This is a genomic window from Vreelandella sp. H-I2 (genome assembly GCF_052959335.1).
In genome coordinates this window covers 42048-56227 of the sequence record NZ_JBRAMC010000005.1, presented here as the reverse complement: position 1 = coordinate 56227, position 14180 = coordinate 42048, and the positions used below count along the sequence as shown (strand labels likewise).

The 14180-nt window shown below is 57.1% G+C and carries 14 protein-coding genes; 9 read left to right on the top strand and 5 right to left on the bottom strand.

Going from position 1 to position 14180, the window contains the following annotated elements; genetic code table 11:
- Window positions 1-43 precede the first annotated feature (43 nt).
- The 8 genes from ACUVOF_RS13470 (at window position 44) to ACUVOF_RS13435 (ending at window position 7249) form a co-directional block, all read left to right on the top strand.
- Window positions 44-1732, top strand: coding sequence for a benzoate-CoA ligase family protein (locus tag ACUVOF_RS13470; protein ID WP_447044861.1), 1689 nt, complete (start codon window positions 44-46; stop codon window positions 1730-1732).
- Window positions 1733-1774: 42 nt separating this feature from the next.
- On the top strand, window positions 1775-2917 hold the full coding sequence (locus ACUVOF_RS13465; protein ID WP_447044860.1) for an ABC transporter substrate-binding protein: 1143 nt from the start codon (window positions 1775-1777) through the stop codon (window positions 2915-2917).
- 63 nt (window positions 2918-2980) lie between these two features.
- Entirely contained in the window at window positions 2981-3901 is a 921-nt protein-coding gene (locus tag ACUVOF_RS13460) for a branched-chain amino acid ABC transporter permease (RefSeq protein ID WP_447044859.1), read from the top strand.
- Window positions 3894-4949: a branched-chain amino acid ABC transporter permease gene (locus ACUVOF_RS13455; protein WP_447044858.1), complete on the top strand. Its 1056-nt coding sequence runs from the start codon at window positions 3894-3896 to the stop codon at window positions 4947-4949. The genes ACUVOF_RS13460 and ACUVOF_RS13455 overlap by 8 nt, the downstream gene beginning before the upstream one ends.
- Window positions 4942-5694 (top strand): ABC transporter ATP-binding protein, encoded by a 753-nt coding sequence (locus tag ACUVOF_RS13450; protein ID WP_447044857.1) that lies wholly within the window; start codon window positions 4942-4944, stop codon window positions 5692-5694. Before ACUVOF_RS13455 ends, ACUVOF_RS13450 begins: the two co-directional genes overlap by 8 nt.
- Window positions 5687-6367: an ABC transporter ATP-binding protein gene (locus ACUVOF_RS13445; RefSeq protein ID WP_113268345.1), complete on the top strand. Its 681-nt coding sequence runs from the start codon at window positions 5687-5689 to the stop codon at window positions 6365-6367. Before ACUVOF_RS13450 ends, ACUVOF_RS13445 begins: the two co-directional genes overlap by 8 nt.
- 49 nt (window positions 6368-6416) lie before the next feature.
- A complete protein-coding gene (locus ACUVOF_RS13440) occupies window positions 6417-6824 on the top strand; it encodes an acyl-CoA thioesterase (protein WP_447044856.1) in 408 nt (135 codons plus the stop codon).
- A gap of 11 nt (window positions 6825-6835) precedes the next feature.
- Window positions 6836-7249 carry a RidA family protein gene (locus ACUVOF_RS13435; protein ID WP_113268347.1) on the top strand — a complete coding sequence of 138 codons (414 nt, stop codon included), beginning with the start codon at window positions 6836-6838 and terminating at the stop codon, window positions 7247-7249.
- Window positions 7250-7283: 34 nt separating this feature from the next.
- Here the strand turns inward: ACUVOF_RS13435 and ACUVOF_RS13430 are convergent, their stop codons facing one another.
- The 5 genes from ACUVOF_RS13430 to ACUVOF_RS13410 form a co-directional block, all read right to left on the bottom strand.
- Window positions 7284-8174: an alpha/beta hydrolase gene (locus ACUVOF_RS13430; protein ID WP_447044855.1), complete on the bottom strand. Its 891-nt coding sequence runs from the start codon at window positions 8172-8174 to the stop codon at window positions 7284-7286.
- 27 nt (window positions 8175-8201) lie between these two features.
- Complete coding sequence (locus ACUVOF_RS13425) at window positions 8202-8702, bottom strand: disulfide bond formation protein B (RefSeq protein ID WP_447044854.1); 501 nt, start codon at window positions 8700-8702, stop codon at window positions 8202-8204.
- On the bottom strand, window positions 8699-10342 hold the full coding sequence (gene gshA / locus ACUVOF_RS13420; RefSeq protein WP_447044853.1) for a glutamate--cysteine ligase: 1644 nt from the start codon (window positions 10340-10342) through the stop codon (window positions 8699-8701). Before gshA ends, ACUVOF_RS13425 begins: the two co-directional genes overlap by 4 nt.
- 163 nt (window positions 10343-10505) lie before the next feature.
- Entirely contained in the window at window positions 10506-12848 is a 2343-nt protein-coding gene (locus ACUVOF_RS13415) for a Tex family protein (RefSeq protein ID WP_447044852.1), read from the bottom strand.
- An 80-nt stretch (window positions 12849-12928) separates the two neighbouring features.
- A complete protein-coding gene (locus ACUVOF_RS13410; protein WP_447044851.1) occupies window positions 12929-13159 on the bottom strand; it encodes a DUF1127 domain-containing protein in 231 nt (76 codons plus the stop codon).
- A gap of 122 nt (window positions 13160-13281) precedes the next feature.
- Between ACUVOF_RS13410 and ACUVOF_RS13405 the strand changes: the two genes are divergently transcribed.
- Window positions 13282-14142, top strand: coding sequence for a LysR substrate-binding domain-containing protein (locus tag ACUVOF_RS13405; protein WP_447044850.1), 861 nt, complete (start codon window positions 13282-13284; stop codon window positions 14140-14142).
- The last annotated feature ends 38 nt before the right edge of the window (window positions 14143-14180 follow it).

Below are 14180 nucleotides of genomic sequence, written 5' to 3'. Positions count from 1 at the left end.
CGTAGGCAGGAATAAACAACGACACCAAATACGGAGGTTGGTCATGAAGATCCAGTCGGCTCATGCTGATACTTTTGCGCGGGATAACCTGCCACCCATCGATTGTCAGCCTGAGTTTCTGCTCGCAGGCTACGATTATCCTCAACGGCTGAACGCAGGCGTTGAGCTTTGCGATCGGCTGCTCGACCAGGGTCACGGTGAACGGATTGCCCTAGCAGGCAATGGCCGTCGTCGTACTTACCGTGAGCTCACCGAGTGGACCAACCGCCTTGCCCATGTGTTGGTCGACGACTTGGGCGTGATTCCCGGTCAACGGGTGCTGATCCGCTCCGCCAATAACCCGGCCATGGTGGCCTGCTGGCTGGCCGCCACCAAGGCGGGCGCCGTGGTAGTCAACACCATGCCAATGCTGCGCACCAACGAGCTGTGCCAGGTAATCGATAAAGCGGAAATCACCCTCGCCCTGTGCGATACCCGCCTACTCGATGAACTGGTTGAGTGCCAACAGCACAGCCCGGTACTCAAACGTGTGGTTGGCTTTGATGGCACGGCTAACCATGACGCAGAGCTTGACCGGCTGGCGCTCGGCAAGTCCGCCACCTTTGATGCCGTGGATACCGCCGCCGACGATGTGGCGCTGCTGGGCTTTACATCGGGCACTACCGGCTCGCCCAAGGCCACCATGCACTTTCACCGCGATCTGCTAGTGATTGCCGATGGCTATGCCAAGGAAGTCCTGCGGGTAACGCCGGAGGACGTCTTCGTTGGCTCGCCCCCGCTGGCCTTCACCTTTGGCCTGGGCGGGCTGGCCATCTTCCCGCTGCGCTTCGGCGCCACCGCCGTGCTGCTCGAACACGCCTCCCCCCCCAACATGATGGACATCATCCGCGAGTATCAGGCCACGGTGGTATTCACCGCGCCAACCGCCTACCGGGCAATGCTCTCTGCGCCCACACGCCACGAGGATTTGAGCAGCCTGCGCGTTGCCGTTTCCGCTGGCGAAACCCTGCCAGCACCGATTTATCACGACTGGATCAAGCAAACTGGCACGCCGATTCTCGATGGCATCGGCGCCACGGAAATGCTGCATATCTTTATCACCAATCGCCTGGACGACCACCGCCCTCACTGTACCGGCAAGCCGGTAACGGGTTACCAGGCGCGCATCGTTGATGCCGACATGCAGGATGTCCCACCCGGCACAGTCGGCAAGCTGGCTGTACGCGGCCCCACCGGTTGCCGCTATTTGGCCGACAAGCGCCAGCGAAACTATGTAAAAGAAGGCTGGAACATCACTGGCGATGCGTTTTACCAGGATGAGGAGGGCTACTTCCACTTCGCCGCTCGCAACGACGATATGATTGTCTCGGCGGGCTACAACATCGCAGGCCCCGAGGTGGAAGCAGCGCTGCTGGCCCACCCCGCCGTTAAAGAGTGTGCGGTGATCGGCGCCCCTAGCCAGGAGCGTGGCCAAATTGTCGAGGCTTTTGTTGTTCTAAACGATGGTTTTCAGCAAGATGAAGAGTGTCAGCACATGTTGCAGGACTTCGTGAAGCAGACCATCGCGCCGTATAAGTACCCTCGCTCGCTACGCTTTATCGAGGCACTACCTAAAACATCCACGGGTAAGGTTCAGCGTTTTCGGCTGAGCCAAGAACACTACCCGAGCGCTGGCTCTCCTGGCATCAATATGAATAGCACCGATATCAATAGCACCGACACTAACGTATGACCCTCTAAGCAAAAAACGATTAAATAAAATGAGGAAGGAACAATGAAAATGATATCCCGCTTTGGCCTTGGCTTACTGCTCTCTTCAAGCGTGCTGAGCGCGCACGCTGAAGACGTCAAGATCGGCATGATCACCACGCTTTCAGGCGGCGGTTCGCACCTGGGCGTGGACGTTCGCGACGGCTTTATGCTGGCGCTTGAGCAGTCAGGCCGCGACGATGTGGAAGTGCTGATCCAGGATGACGCTAGACGCCCTGATTTGGCGCGCAGCTTGTCCAATGAGTTTATGCAGCGTGATGAGGTCGATATCCTGACCGGTATCATCTGGTCCAACCTGGCAATGGCCGTCGTTCCCTCAGTGGTACGTCAGGGCACCTTCTATCTCTCGCCCAATGCTGGCCCTTCCGACTTGGCTGGCCGCATGTGTCACGAAAACTACTTCAACGTGGCGTATCAGAACGACAACCTGCATGGCGCCATGGGTGCCTACATGCGCGAACAGGGTTATGAGCGCCCGATCATCATGGCGCCCAACTACCCGGCGGGTACCGATGCACTGGCGGGCTTCAAGCACCTTTATGAGGGTGAGGTCGTCGGCGAGCTTTACACCCAGATGGGTCAGACCGACTACGCGGCCGAAATCGCCCAGATTCGCGATAGCGATGCCGACAGCTTATTCTTCTTCCTGCCCGGCGGCATGGGCATCTCGTTCATGAAGCAGTGGGAAAGTTCCGGTGTTGACATGCCGATCTTTGGCGCGGCGTTCTCTTTTGACGAAATTCTTATCAAGGCCGTTGGCAGTGCTGCGATTGGTGCCCGCAATACATCACTATGGGCCTACGATCTGGAAAACGAAGCCAACGACCGCTTCGTCGAGGGCTTCCAAGCCGCCTATGACCGCATGCCGACGCTTTACGCGGCACAAGGTTACGACACTGCCAATCTGATTCTCAGCGCGCTTGAAACTGCCCACCCCGATGATAAAGACGCCTTCCGCGAAGCACTGCGGGCCGCCGACTTTGACAGCGTGCGCGGAGAGTTCCGCTTTGGCCCGAACCAACACCCCATCCAGGATATTTACGTGCGTGAAGTCGTGGAAGGTGACGATGGCGAGCCCACCAACCGTCTGATCGGCGTGGCGATCGAAGATATTCAGGACGTCTATTTTGAGCAGTGCGAAATGTAAGCTCGCCTCGGCTGGGTGCGTGCACCCAGCCACTTCTCTTCACCTTCGTTAAGGTTAACTAACGTGTCCGTTACCCTGCTAATCGAGCAATTGCTTAACGGCGTTCAGCTAGGCACGATGCTGTTTTTGATGGCCAGCGGCCTTACCCTGGTGTTTGGGGTGATGGGGTTGATCAATCTTGCCCACGGCTCTTTTTATATGGTGGGCGCCTATGCCACGGCAGCGGTCAGCGCCTCGACGGGCTCTTTCCTGATCGGCCTGGCGGCGGGTATGACCGCCGCGGCACTGGTCGGCGCCCTGGTCGAGCTGCTGGTCATACGGCGCCTTTATCACCGCCCGCACCTCGACCAGGTATTGGCGACCTTTGCACTGATACTGATCTTTTCAGAAGGCACACGCTGGCTCTTCGGTTCGTCGCCGCTATGGCTGAGCCCACCCTCGTGGCTTACTGGGTTTGTCACTCTGCCCGGGGAGACCCGCTACCCCATCTATCGGCTCATGCTGATTGGCGTGGGGGTCGCTATTGCGATTGGCCTTTACCTGCTGATTTCCCGCACGCGGCTGGGCATGCGCATTCGGGCGGGCGAAAGCGACCGCGAAATGATTGGCGCGCTGGGAGTCAACATTGCCAAGCTGTATACCGTGGTGTTTGCGCTGGGGGCTGCGCTAGCGGGCCTGGCCGGTGCGCTGGTGGGGGCATTGCAATCCGTGCAGGTCGGCATGGGTGAGCCGGTGCTGATCCTGGCCTTCGTGGTCATCGTGATCGGCGGTATCGGTTCGATCAAGGGCGCGCTATTCGGTGCGCTGCTGGTGGGGGTTGTCGATACGTTGGGGCGCGTCTACCTGCCGCTTTTTTTTCAAACATTCATGCCGCCTTCCGAGGCCACCGGGATCGGTTCTTCACTGGCTGCGATGCTGATTTATATCCTCATGGCCGTCATCCTCGCGTTCAAGCCCAAGGGACTGTTTGCTGCCAATGACTAATACCACTTCCCTTTCCAAGAACGCTGCGCCAGCCACCCACGCGGAGAGCCACTTCGACCGCAAGGGGTTGGTGCAAATGATCCTGCTCGGCCTGCTGCTATTACTGCCTGTGGCGGCCTATTTTTTGGGTCACACCTATTACGTCAATCTGGCCTCGCGGGTCACCATCATTGCCATGGCGGCCGTCGGGCTCAACCTGGCGATTGGCTATGGCGGCATGGTGAGCTTCGGTCATGCGGCCTACTTTGGCCTAGGTGGCTATGTAGCGGGCATCAGCGCCTATCATGCCTTCGACATGACGCCCTTCATGAGCTGGCCTTTCAGCGTGCCGGGCAGCGATAGCCTGCTGATGGTGTGGCTGGTGGCCGTCGTGCTGTGCGCCCTGCTGGCACTGGCGATCGGCGCCATTTCGCTGCGCACCACCGGGGTCTACTTCATTATGATCACCCTCGCCTTTGCGCAGATGATCTATTACTTTGCCAACTCCTGGCCCACCTACGGCGGTCAGGATGGGCTGCCTATTTATATCCGCAACACCCTGCCCCAGGTCGGTAACAACTTGTTCGACAGCAGTGATGCATTGACCTATTTCCTCATCTGCTTCACCGGGCTGGTACTGGCCATGGCGATCACCTCGCGGCTGATGAAATCCCGCTTTGGTGCTGCGCTGACCATGGCACGGCTGAATGACGTGCGACTGGCCACTGCCGGGATCAGCTCTTATCCCATTCGTCTGGTGGCGTTCGTTATCTCTGCGGCGATCACCGGGCTTGCCGGGGCGCTCTACGCGGATCTGAACGGTTTCGTCAGCCCCTCGATGCTCAGTTGGCACTTCTCCGGCGAGCTGATGGTCATCGTCATCCTGGGGGGTGTGGGACGCCTTTATGGCCCGCTGGCCGGGGCGGTACTGTTTGTGATGATGGAAACCTTCCTGGGTGGCATTACCGAGTACTGGCAGCTCTTTTTGGGGCTGGTGCTGCTGGGCGTGGTGCTGTTTGCCAAGCACGGTGTGATGGGTTGGCTGGCTGGGAGTGAGCGCAATGAGTGAGGCTGTCCTTTCACTGCAAAAGCTGCATAAGCGCTTTGGAGCACTGCAGGCGACCAACGATGTGTCGCTGGATCTTAGGCAGGGGGAAATCCATGCCCTAATTGGCCCCAACGGCGCGGGTAAGTCCACGCTAATCGGGCAGATTGCTGGCAGCCTGCGCCCCGACGAGGGTCGCGTTTATCTGGCTAATATCGACATTACCACTATGAGCATTGCCGAGCGCGCACGCCTTGGGCTGGGAAGGAGCTTTCAGGTGTCTTCGCTGGCTGAACCGCTATCGGTGATGCGCAATGTGATGATGGGCGTTCAAGCGCTGCAGAGTCATAGTTTTCGCTTCTGGAAGCCCGTCGCCCGCGACCGTCACCTGCTCGACCCCGCCTATGCAGCGCTGGAACGCATGCAGCTTAGCCACCGCGCCTGGACGCCGGTGTTCGAGCTTTCCCACGGTGAGCGTCGCCAAGTGGAGGTCGCCTGCGCGCTGGCTCTCAAGCCTCGCGCCCTGCTGCTGGATGAACCCATGGCAGGCTTGGGGCCGGAAGGATCGGCAAAGCTGACCGAGCTGCTCGAGGCACTGAAGCTGGAAGTGCCCATTCTGTTGATCGAGCACGACATGGAAGCGGTCTTTCGCCTTGCTGACCGTATCTCGGTGCTGGTCTCCGGCAGCGTGATCGCCCATGGCGATAGCCACGCGATCAAGGAGGACCCGCGCGTCCGGGAAGCTTACCTGGGAGATTCTGATGCTTAAGGTTGCTGATATTGAGACGTTCTATGGGCCTTCTCAGGCGCTGTTTGGCGTGACGCTCGAGGTCGCGGCCGGTGAAATGGTCGCTTTGATGGGCCGTAACGGCATGGGTAAGACCACCACCATCCGCTCGATCTTTGGGCTGACCCCGGCCAGCCGCGGCACGATTGAGTTCGAGTCGCAGAACATACGCCGCTTGCCCGCTTACCGCATCGCCAAGGCGGGCCTGGGCCTAGTGCCGGAGGGGCGCCGCTGCTTTCCCAACTTGTCGGTACGCGAAAACCTGCTGGTCACGGCCCGTCCGGGCGAGTGGACACTGGCGAAAGTGGAGGCGCTGTTTCCACGCCTGGAGGAGCGCCGCGCGCAAATGGCCAAAACGCTTTCTGGCGGCGAACAGCAGATGCTGGCTATTGGCCGGGCGTTGATGACCAACCCACGCCTGCTGGTGCTGGACGAGGCCACCGAAGGGTTGGCGCCGGTGATTCGTCAGGAGATCTGGCGGGCGATTCGGCTGCTCAAGGAGCAAGGGCAGGCTACCCTGCTAGTCGATAAGTCGCTGAGTGAAATCCTGCCCATCGCTGACCGCTGCACCATCCTGGAAAAAGGCTGCACGGTGTGGGACGGCAAACCCGCTGCGCTGGACAGCACGGTACGTGATCGTTATCTGGGCGTGTAATGTGAAATAAAGTTGAGAAGAAAGCCGAGAATAGAACAGGAAGATAGCAATGGCGTTTACCACCCAGCGAAAAATTCGCTTTCAACACTGTGATCCGGCGGGGATCGTTTTTTATCCCCGCTATTTTGAGCTGATCAATTCAGTGGTCGAGGACTGGTTTGAGGAGGTCTTGCAGCACGACTTTAATCAGCTGCATGTAGAGAGCGGCACCGGCGTACCCACGGCCGCGATCGACACTCAGTTTCACGCCCCTAGCCGGTTAGGGGAGCGGCTAACGTTCGAGTTGTTGGTGCAGGCGTTGGGGCATAGCAGCCTGACCCTGCAGATCACCGCTTATTGCGGTGAACAGAAACGCTTAACGAGTTGTTCCACCCTGGTTTTTATGGATTTAAATAGCGGTAAGTCGATGCCATGGACCGAGGCAATACGCCAGCGCATTACCGTCGATAACCAATAAGGATAGCCATCATGAGTGACGCCACCTTTCATCAGCTTCTGCACCCTTCTCATTGGAAGCCTGCCATCGGCTATGCCAATGGTGTGCTGGCTTCCGGCCAGACGGTTTTCGTGGGCGGTCAGATTGGCTGGAATGCCGAGCAGGTGTTCGAAAGCGATGACTTTGTCGTGCAGGTAAACCAGGCGCTGCAGAATATCGTGGCGATCTTGAAAGAGGCGGATGCAGGCCCGGAGCATATCGTGCGGTTAACCTGGTATGTGACAGATAAGAAGGAGTATCTGGCCCGGCTCAAGGAGGTGGGCGCCGCCTATCGCGAGGTGCTGGGCAAGCATTTTCCGGCCATGACGATGGTGCAGGTGGCTGGGCTTGTGGAAGATGAGGCCAAGGTGGAAATCGAAGCGACCGCGGTGATCCCAGCTAAATAACCGTTATAACAGCGCCTCTAGCGAGGCGCTGTTACTAACCGTGAAACGCTTTAATCCATTCAACAAAGCAACCATCGTTTAGATAGTGCTCAAGAACCGAAAAGTGATCTACGTCGGGAAGTAGCTGCTGAGTCACTGTTTGGCCTTGCTGGCTCAAATGCTCAGCGTAGCTACTCATCTGCCTTTCAAACTCTTCTGACTCCTGGCCACCTGCCACCAGCTTTATAGGCGCAGACACACGGCACGGTAGCCATAACGGGCTGAACTCCTGCACATCGCGCCCGCTAAGCTGAAGCTTGGGCTGCAGCCACGACCACGGGAAGGGTCGCAGGTCGTATAAGCCACTGATACAGAGCGCGCTGCGAATCAGCTGGTTGGGCAAGCCAAACGTGCCCTCCCAATCCGTCGCCATCAGCATGGCGCATAGATGCCCACCCGCCGAATGACCCGAAATACTCAACTGCTCAGGATCGACGCCTAATTCAGCCGCATGCTTGTAAACGTAGGCAATTGCTGCCTGACTTTGGCGCACAACCTCACTGAAACGCACCTCTGGGCAGAGCGCGTAATTAACCACCGCGACAGTGATACCGGCGTTGACCAGATCATCGACGATAAAGCTGAATTCACGATGACTCAGTGAGCGCCAGTAGCCGCCGTGGAAGAACACATGCACCGGGGCTTTTGGATGCTCGTCATGAGATGCATCGGCATCAGGTGCATCGGCATGAAAGATATCCATGCGCTCAGCAAGCGTTGGGCCATAAGGCAGATCGAGACTTACTTTGTGACTGGCGAAGAGGCGGTTACGAGATGCTTCGCTACGCTCACGCCAATCTTTTACCAACACCGCTGGGTCTCGACCGCGCATCGGGTCGTAGGCACGGTCGATCTCTTCTTGCGTTGTGAAGTGCCGATAAAGCATGCCGATCTCCTCGTAGCTACCTGACGGTTAACCCCGGCTTTTAAAAAACAGCATTCGTAACGGGGCGATGGCCAGAATGGCAAAACCGACCAGCGTCCAGGCGGGTAACGAGAGGCCCAGCAGGGAGAAATCGATATTGGCGCACTCCCCTGAACCGGTCAGCACCATGGATACCACGTCCTGCATGGGCAGGATTTCCATCATGTAATCAAGCCCAGGGCCGCAGGAAGGCACCTCGTCGGCTGGCAAGCCTTGTAGCCAAACGTGACGCCCGGCAATAAAGGCGCCGGTGCCGACGGCAATAAGCGCTAGCAGCCCGTAAATCACCTTACCCACTCGCCCGGTCGGGCTGTGGATAGCAGCAATCGCAAACAAAATACCCGCAACGATCACTGCCACACGTTGAAAAATACACAGCGGGCATGGCTCAAAGCCACCGATGTGCTCCAGGCCAAGCGCTACCGCCATCATTAGCACGCAGAAGGCTAACCCGGCCAGAGCCACCGAGCGAAAGGAGTGCAGAATCATTGGCGGACCTCAGATGGCAGCGCCGATAGAGCGCGGGACTCGCGAGCTTTGGTGAAGTAGACCTGTAAAAACTCTTCAAAGGTCTCTTTGTCAGCGGCTTCAATATCGTGTTGCTGCTGGTGAGAGGTCTCAATCAGTTGAGCCAGTAGCGCTTCACGGCTGCGCTGCATGGGTTCCGCTTTTAACTGCTCCGCCTGTTCCTGGGCTAAGCTAAGCATTAAATCACTGAGCGATCCGCCATTCTCTTTTAACCGTTCAAGCACTTGCGCAGAAGGTGTTAGTGAAGGGTCTGCGAGGCGTGGCGCGAGACTTTCCAGCGCATCGGCGTGAGGGGCGCCCTCTTCGACGGCATCTAACAGGCGGGCAACTTCACCCATCTCGGCAAAAATTTGCTCGCCCCACTCCCGCACCGAGGTGGTTTCACCATGGTTATAGAGTTTAAGCTCAGGATCACGGCCGCGCTCGACGACCCAGCGACGGTTGTCGTCTAAGCGGTCACACTCTTCGTCAGAAATCCAGGGGCTGTCACTGAGCAGGCACCACATCAAGAAGGTGTCTACAAAGCGCATCTGAGTTTCGGTCACGCCGAGAGGATCGAAAGGATTTAGATCCAAACAGCGAACTTCGATGTATTCGACGCCGCGGGCTTCGAGAGCCTGGCTGGGGGTCTCGTTGTGTTTGGCGACTCGTTTAGGACGAATATCGCTGTAGTACTCGTTTTCGATCTGCAGAATATTGGCGTTCAACTGGCGCCACTCGCCATCGACATTAACGCCCATTTTCTCGTAGTCCGGCCAAGGAGACGAGATGGCATGACGCAGGGTGTTGACGTAATTGGAGAGCGAGTTGAAGCAGATTTTGAGCTGCGACTGCACCTTGTTCTGATAACCCAAGTCCGACATACGCAGGGTCGTCGCATACGGGGCGAAATAGGTGTCGTCACTGAGTGCCTGAAGCTTTTCAGGCACTTTCTTGTCGTCGGGTAAGAAGCTCTTATCGATGGCCGGTGAGGCACCAAACAGATAAAGCAGTAACCAGCTATGACGACGGAAGTGGCGAATCATGCCGAAATAGCGGGTGGAGCGGTAATCATTAAAGGGAATATTGGTGGCTTTTTCCATCTCACGCAGGGCGTGCCACATATCATCCGGCAGCGACACGTTGTAATGAACGCCCGCAATCGCCTGCATGATACGGCCATAGCGCATGTCCAACCCTTTACGGTAAACATGTTTCATGGTGCCGACATTGGAGTTGCCGTAATCGGCTATCGGTACGCTGCCATTCCCCGAAAGGCGCGACGGCATGCTGCCGGGCCAGATCCACTCATTGTTCAGGTGATGATAGGTAAACGTGTGCAGATCAGATAAAAAGCACAGTGCCTCACCCGGCTGTGAGTAAACCGGCGTGATGTACTCCAACAAAGATTCTGAATAGTCAGTGGTAATGTGCGGGTGAGTTAGTTTAGAGCCAAGCGCGTGCGGGTGCGGCGTTTGGGCAATGTGCCCATTGGCATCAACCCGCAACCCCTCTTTTTCAAGCCCGCGACGCAGGCGGCCTAACCGACCAAGGCTCGCACTAGGAATCAGGCGCTCGACTTGCGCGGTCAGCGCAGATGGCACAGTGAGTGGTTCAGGCAAGGTGAACACTCCTTGTCAGTAAAGCCCGCTGTAAGCGGGCCTTGATGTAGTCAGGTGGCATCGCCATCATCGCTGTCTCGAAAGTAGACCTTAGGATATGGCGGCAACGATCGTTTTTTCAAGACACGACACTTTTCAAAACATTAGCTTTCAAAGCGCGCATTTATTTGCCACCACGTGCTTTTAACAGCGCGGCGCCTAGCGCGCCCATTGGCGCCGCCGCTTCAGCAGGCTTTGCACTGCTGCGCTGACTGCGAATGGGCTTACGCGATGTGTTCCGCTGACCCATTTCAGCGCCACCCGTTTCAGACTCCGGCTGATCATCCAACCGCATTGAAAGCCCTACCCGCTTACGCGGTATATCCACACTCATGACCTTGACGGTAACAATGTCCCCGGCTTTCACCACGCTACGTGGGTCGTCGATAAAACGATCCGACAGTGCTGAGATATGCACCAAGCCGTCCTGATGAACCCCAATATCCACAAAGGCGCCGAAGTGCGTCACATTAGTCACCGTGCCTTCAAGCAACATCGAGAGTTTAAGATCGTTAAGCGTTTCGACCCCTTCACGAAACTCAGCGGCTTTAAATTCCGGGCGCGGGTCGCGGCCTGGTTTATCCAGCTCTTTCAAGATATCGCTCACCGTGGGCACACCAAAGCGCTCATCGGCGAAGTCGGCAGGCTTTAACGCTTTCAGTGCAGCGCTGTCGCCAATCAAGCCGCGCACTTCACGGCCACTCTGCTTAGCGATCCGCTCGACCAACGAATAGGCTTCAGGGTGAACGGCACTAGCATCCAGAGGGTTGTCGGCATTATGAATACGCAGGAAACCGGCGCACTGTTCAAAAGTTTTCGCGCCCAAGCGACTGACTTCAAGCAGCTCTTTCCGGCTCTTGAAAGCGCCTTTAACGTTCCGCTGGGCAACAATATTCTCGGCCAGCGCAGTGCTCAAACCCGCCACTCGCGAAAGCAGTGCACTGGAGGCAGTATTGAGGTCGACGCCCACAGCGTTAACACAGTCCTCAATCACCACTTCCAAACTGCGCGAGAGCTGTACCTGGGAAACATCGTGCTGGTACTGTCCCACCCCGATCGACTTGGGCTCGATTTTCACCAACTCGGCGAGAGGATCTTGGAGGCGACGACCAATCGAGACGGCGCCACGCACGGTGACATCCAGATCGGGCATTTCTCGGGAAGCATACTCAGAAGCCGAATAGACCGAAGCACCCGCCTCAGAGACCATCACTTTGCTGAGGCGCTGCGCCGGGGCCAAAGCTTTCAGCAACTCGCCCGCCAGCTTATCGGTTTCACGGCTGGCGGTACCGTTGCCTACGGCAATCAGCTCAACGCCGTGCTGCTTGACCAGCTTAGCCAGCACGCTTAAGGCTTCACTCCACTGGTTTTGTGGTGCGTGGGGATAGATGGTGGTGTGATCGACAAACTGGCCGGTGGCATCAATCACCGCGACTTTACAGCCGGTGCGCTGGCCGGGATCGATGGCCAGTGTCACTTTTTGCCCCGCCGGCGCGGCCAGCAGCAAGTCTTTAAGATTGGCGGCGAAGACTTCGATCGCTGTGAGTTCTGCTTGCTCGCGCAAGCGACCGAGCAACTCGGTTTCAAGTGCCGTGTAGAGCTTCACGCGCCAGGTCCAGCGGACCACTTCAGAGAGCCACTTATCCGCCGCGCGGCCCTGGTCGCTGATGCCAAACTGCTTGGCAATCGTCACCTGAGCGGGGTGCACCGGAGCTTCCTCTTCACCGGGCAGGCGGATTGATAGGCTCAACACACCTTCGTTTCGCGCCCGGAACATCGCCAGAGCGCGGTGAGAAGGCGCCTTGGCGAGTTTTTCATCGTGCTCGAAGTAGTCGGAGAACTTGGCGCCCTCCTGCTGCTTGCCTTCCAACACGCGGGCGCTTAATTCGCCCTCCTGCCAGAGGCGTTCACGCAGTTGGCCAATCAGCTCGGGGTCTTCGGCAAAGCGCTCCATCAATATCTGCTTGGCGCCATCCAAAGCCGCTTTCGCATCTTCGATGGCGGGAATATCGCCCTCTGCTGGGCGCAGATACTTTTCCGCTTCGCTTTCTGGATTAAGCGTTGGATCGGCGAGCAACGCATCGGCCAGCGGCTCTAACCCCGCCTCACGTGCAATCTGCGCCTTGGTACGACGCTTCTTCTTGAAGGGCAGGTATAAATCTTCCAGCCGCTGCTTGGTCTCAGCGGCCTCAATACTCGCTTTCAGCGGGGCATCGAGCTTGCCTTGTTCATCGATGGCAGCGAGAACGGCGGCGCGGCGCTCTTCCAACTCGCGCAGGTAGCGCAGGCGCTCATCCAGTTGGCGCAGTTGGATATCGTCCAGCGCGCCGGTGACTTCTTTACGGTAACGGGCAATAAACGGCACGGTGGCACCGCCATCCAGCAGCTCCACCGTGGCGGCGACTTGTTCGGGCCTTACGCTTAGCTCGGTGGCCAGGCGGGAAATAATACGCTGATTGACATCCATAAATTGCAACTAACTCATGCAGCATTTTTTAGTGTCCACAAGGTATCACAAACCCACCACGGCTGGCATGACTTGCGACATTATCGGCGCCAGCCGCGGTCATCCCAAAATGGGCGTTGAGCTTCACGCTGAACGTCATCGCGGCTAATGCCAATATCTTTCAGCATGTCGTCGCTTAAAGTGCGCAACGCATAGCGCTCGCGACGCAGTTGCCGCCAGCGATAGAACCTTTCCTGCCAAGTTACTTTGCTTACACACTGCTCCGCCTGCTGGCGCTGGGCGTTTTGATGACTTGCGACTGAACACTCCATTTCAAGCTCCTTATAGCCGCTTACAACGGCATAGCAAATAAGCGTTGAAGGAAGTATCGAGCAGCGTCTAAAATCAATCCAACGAATACTTCTTATGTATAACATCAACAAGATTGATACCCATGGCGATGCTACCTACGATAGATCACGAGCTTTTGCGCACCTTTGTAGCGATTGTGGACCAAGGTGGTTTCACCCGTGCAGCACAGACGGTTAACCGCACTCAATCGGCCGTCAGCATGCAGATGAAACGCCTGGAAGAGGACGTGATCGAGCGCCCTCTTTTCGTGCGCCAGAACCGCCAACTACTGTTAACCAGCGAGGGCCATACGCTACTTGGTTACGCGCGCAAGATTTTATCGCTCCAGGGAGAGGCGCTAACGCTTCTACGCCAGCCCGATATGGTGGGACGTGTTCGATTGGGTGTACCGGATGATTATGTCATGCGCTTTCTACCCGGCATTCTGAAGACCTTTTCCCAAGCTTGGCCGTTGGTGGATGTCGATGTGCACTGCGCGCCCTCCTCAGTGCTCTCCCAACAGCCGCAAGAGAGCTTGGATCTGATCATAATGACCCGAGAAATAGGCGATGAAATCGGTATTATTTTAAGGCGTGAGACGATGGTATGGGTCTCCGCCGAGAGCCACTGCACCCATTTACAAACACCGGTGCCGCTTGCCATGTTCGAGGCACCCTGCTTTTGTCGCCGCCATGCTTGCAATGCATTAGACCGAGCAGGCCGAACCTATCGAGTTGCTTACAGCAGCCCCAGTTTAGCTACCTTGCAAGCCGTTGTTGGCGCAGGTTTGGCTGTGTCTGCGTGGATGCGCAGCCTGGTCACTACCGATATGCAAATATTGGGTGAAAAAGAGGGGTTTCCTGCCCTACCGGAGGCATCTATTGTTCTAGTGCGCACCTCATCCACCCAGTCGCCCATTATCGATAGCCTGGCCGAACATATTGTTGAAGGGTTTAGATTGTGACTTTTCCTCCCCTTGATGGAGCTCTTATTCATAAGGAG

Bases quoted from the DNA above. Each gene is read 5' to 3' on its own strand.
- ACUVOF_RS13440 (WP_447044856.1), top strand. From the start codon at position 6,417: ATGGCGTTTACCACCCAGCGAAAAATTCGCTTTCAACACTGTGATCCG.
- ACUVOF_RS13405 (WP_447044850.1), top strand. From the start codon at position 13,282: ATGGCGATGCTACCTACGATAGATCACGAGCTTTTGCGCACCTTTGTA.
- ACUVOF_RS13465 (WP_447044860.1), top strand. From the start codon at position 1,775: ATGAAAATGATATCCCGCTTTGGCCTTGGCTTACTGCTCTCTTCAAGC.
- ACUVOF_RS13430 (WP_447044855.1), bottom strand. From the start codon at position 8,174: ATGCTTTATCGGCACTTCACAACGCAAGAAGAGATCGACCGTGCCTAC.
- ACUVOF_RS13470 (WP_447044861.1), top strand. From the start codon at position 44: ATGAAGATCCAGTCGGCTCATGCTGATACTTTTGCGCGGGATAACCTG.
- ACUVOF_RS13425 (WP_447044854.1), bottom strand. From the start codon at position 8,702: ATGATTCTGCACTCCTTTCGCTCGGTGGCTCTGGCCGGGTTAGCCTTC.
- ACUVOF_RS13450 (WP_447044857.1), top strand. From the start codon at position 4,942: ATGAGTGAGGCTGTCCTTTCACTGCAAAAGCTGCATAAGCGCTTTGGA.
- ACUVOF_RS13415 (WP_447044852.1), bottom strand. From the start codon at position 12,848: ATGGATGTCAATCAGCGTATTATTTCCCGCCTGGCCACCGAGCTAAGC.
- ACUVOF_RS13445 (WP_113268345.1), top strand. From the start codon at position 5,687: ATGCTTAAGGTTGCTGATATTGAGACGTTCTATGGGCCTTCTCAGGCG.
- ACUVOF_RS13435 (WP_113268347.1), top strand. From the start codon at position 6,836: ATGAGTGACGCCACCTTTCATCAGCTTCTGCACCCTTCTCATTGGAAG.
- ACUVOF_RS13410 (WP_447044851.1), bottom strand. From the start codon at position 13,159: ATGGAGTGTTCAGTCGCAAGTCATCAAAACGCCCAGCGCCAGCAGGCG.
- ACUVOF_RS13455 (WP_447044858.1), top strand. From the start codon at position 3,894: ATGACTAATACCACTTCCCTTTCCAAGAACGCTGCGCCAGCCACCCAC.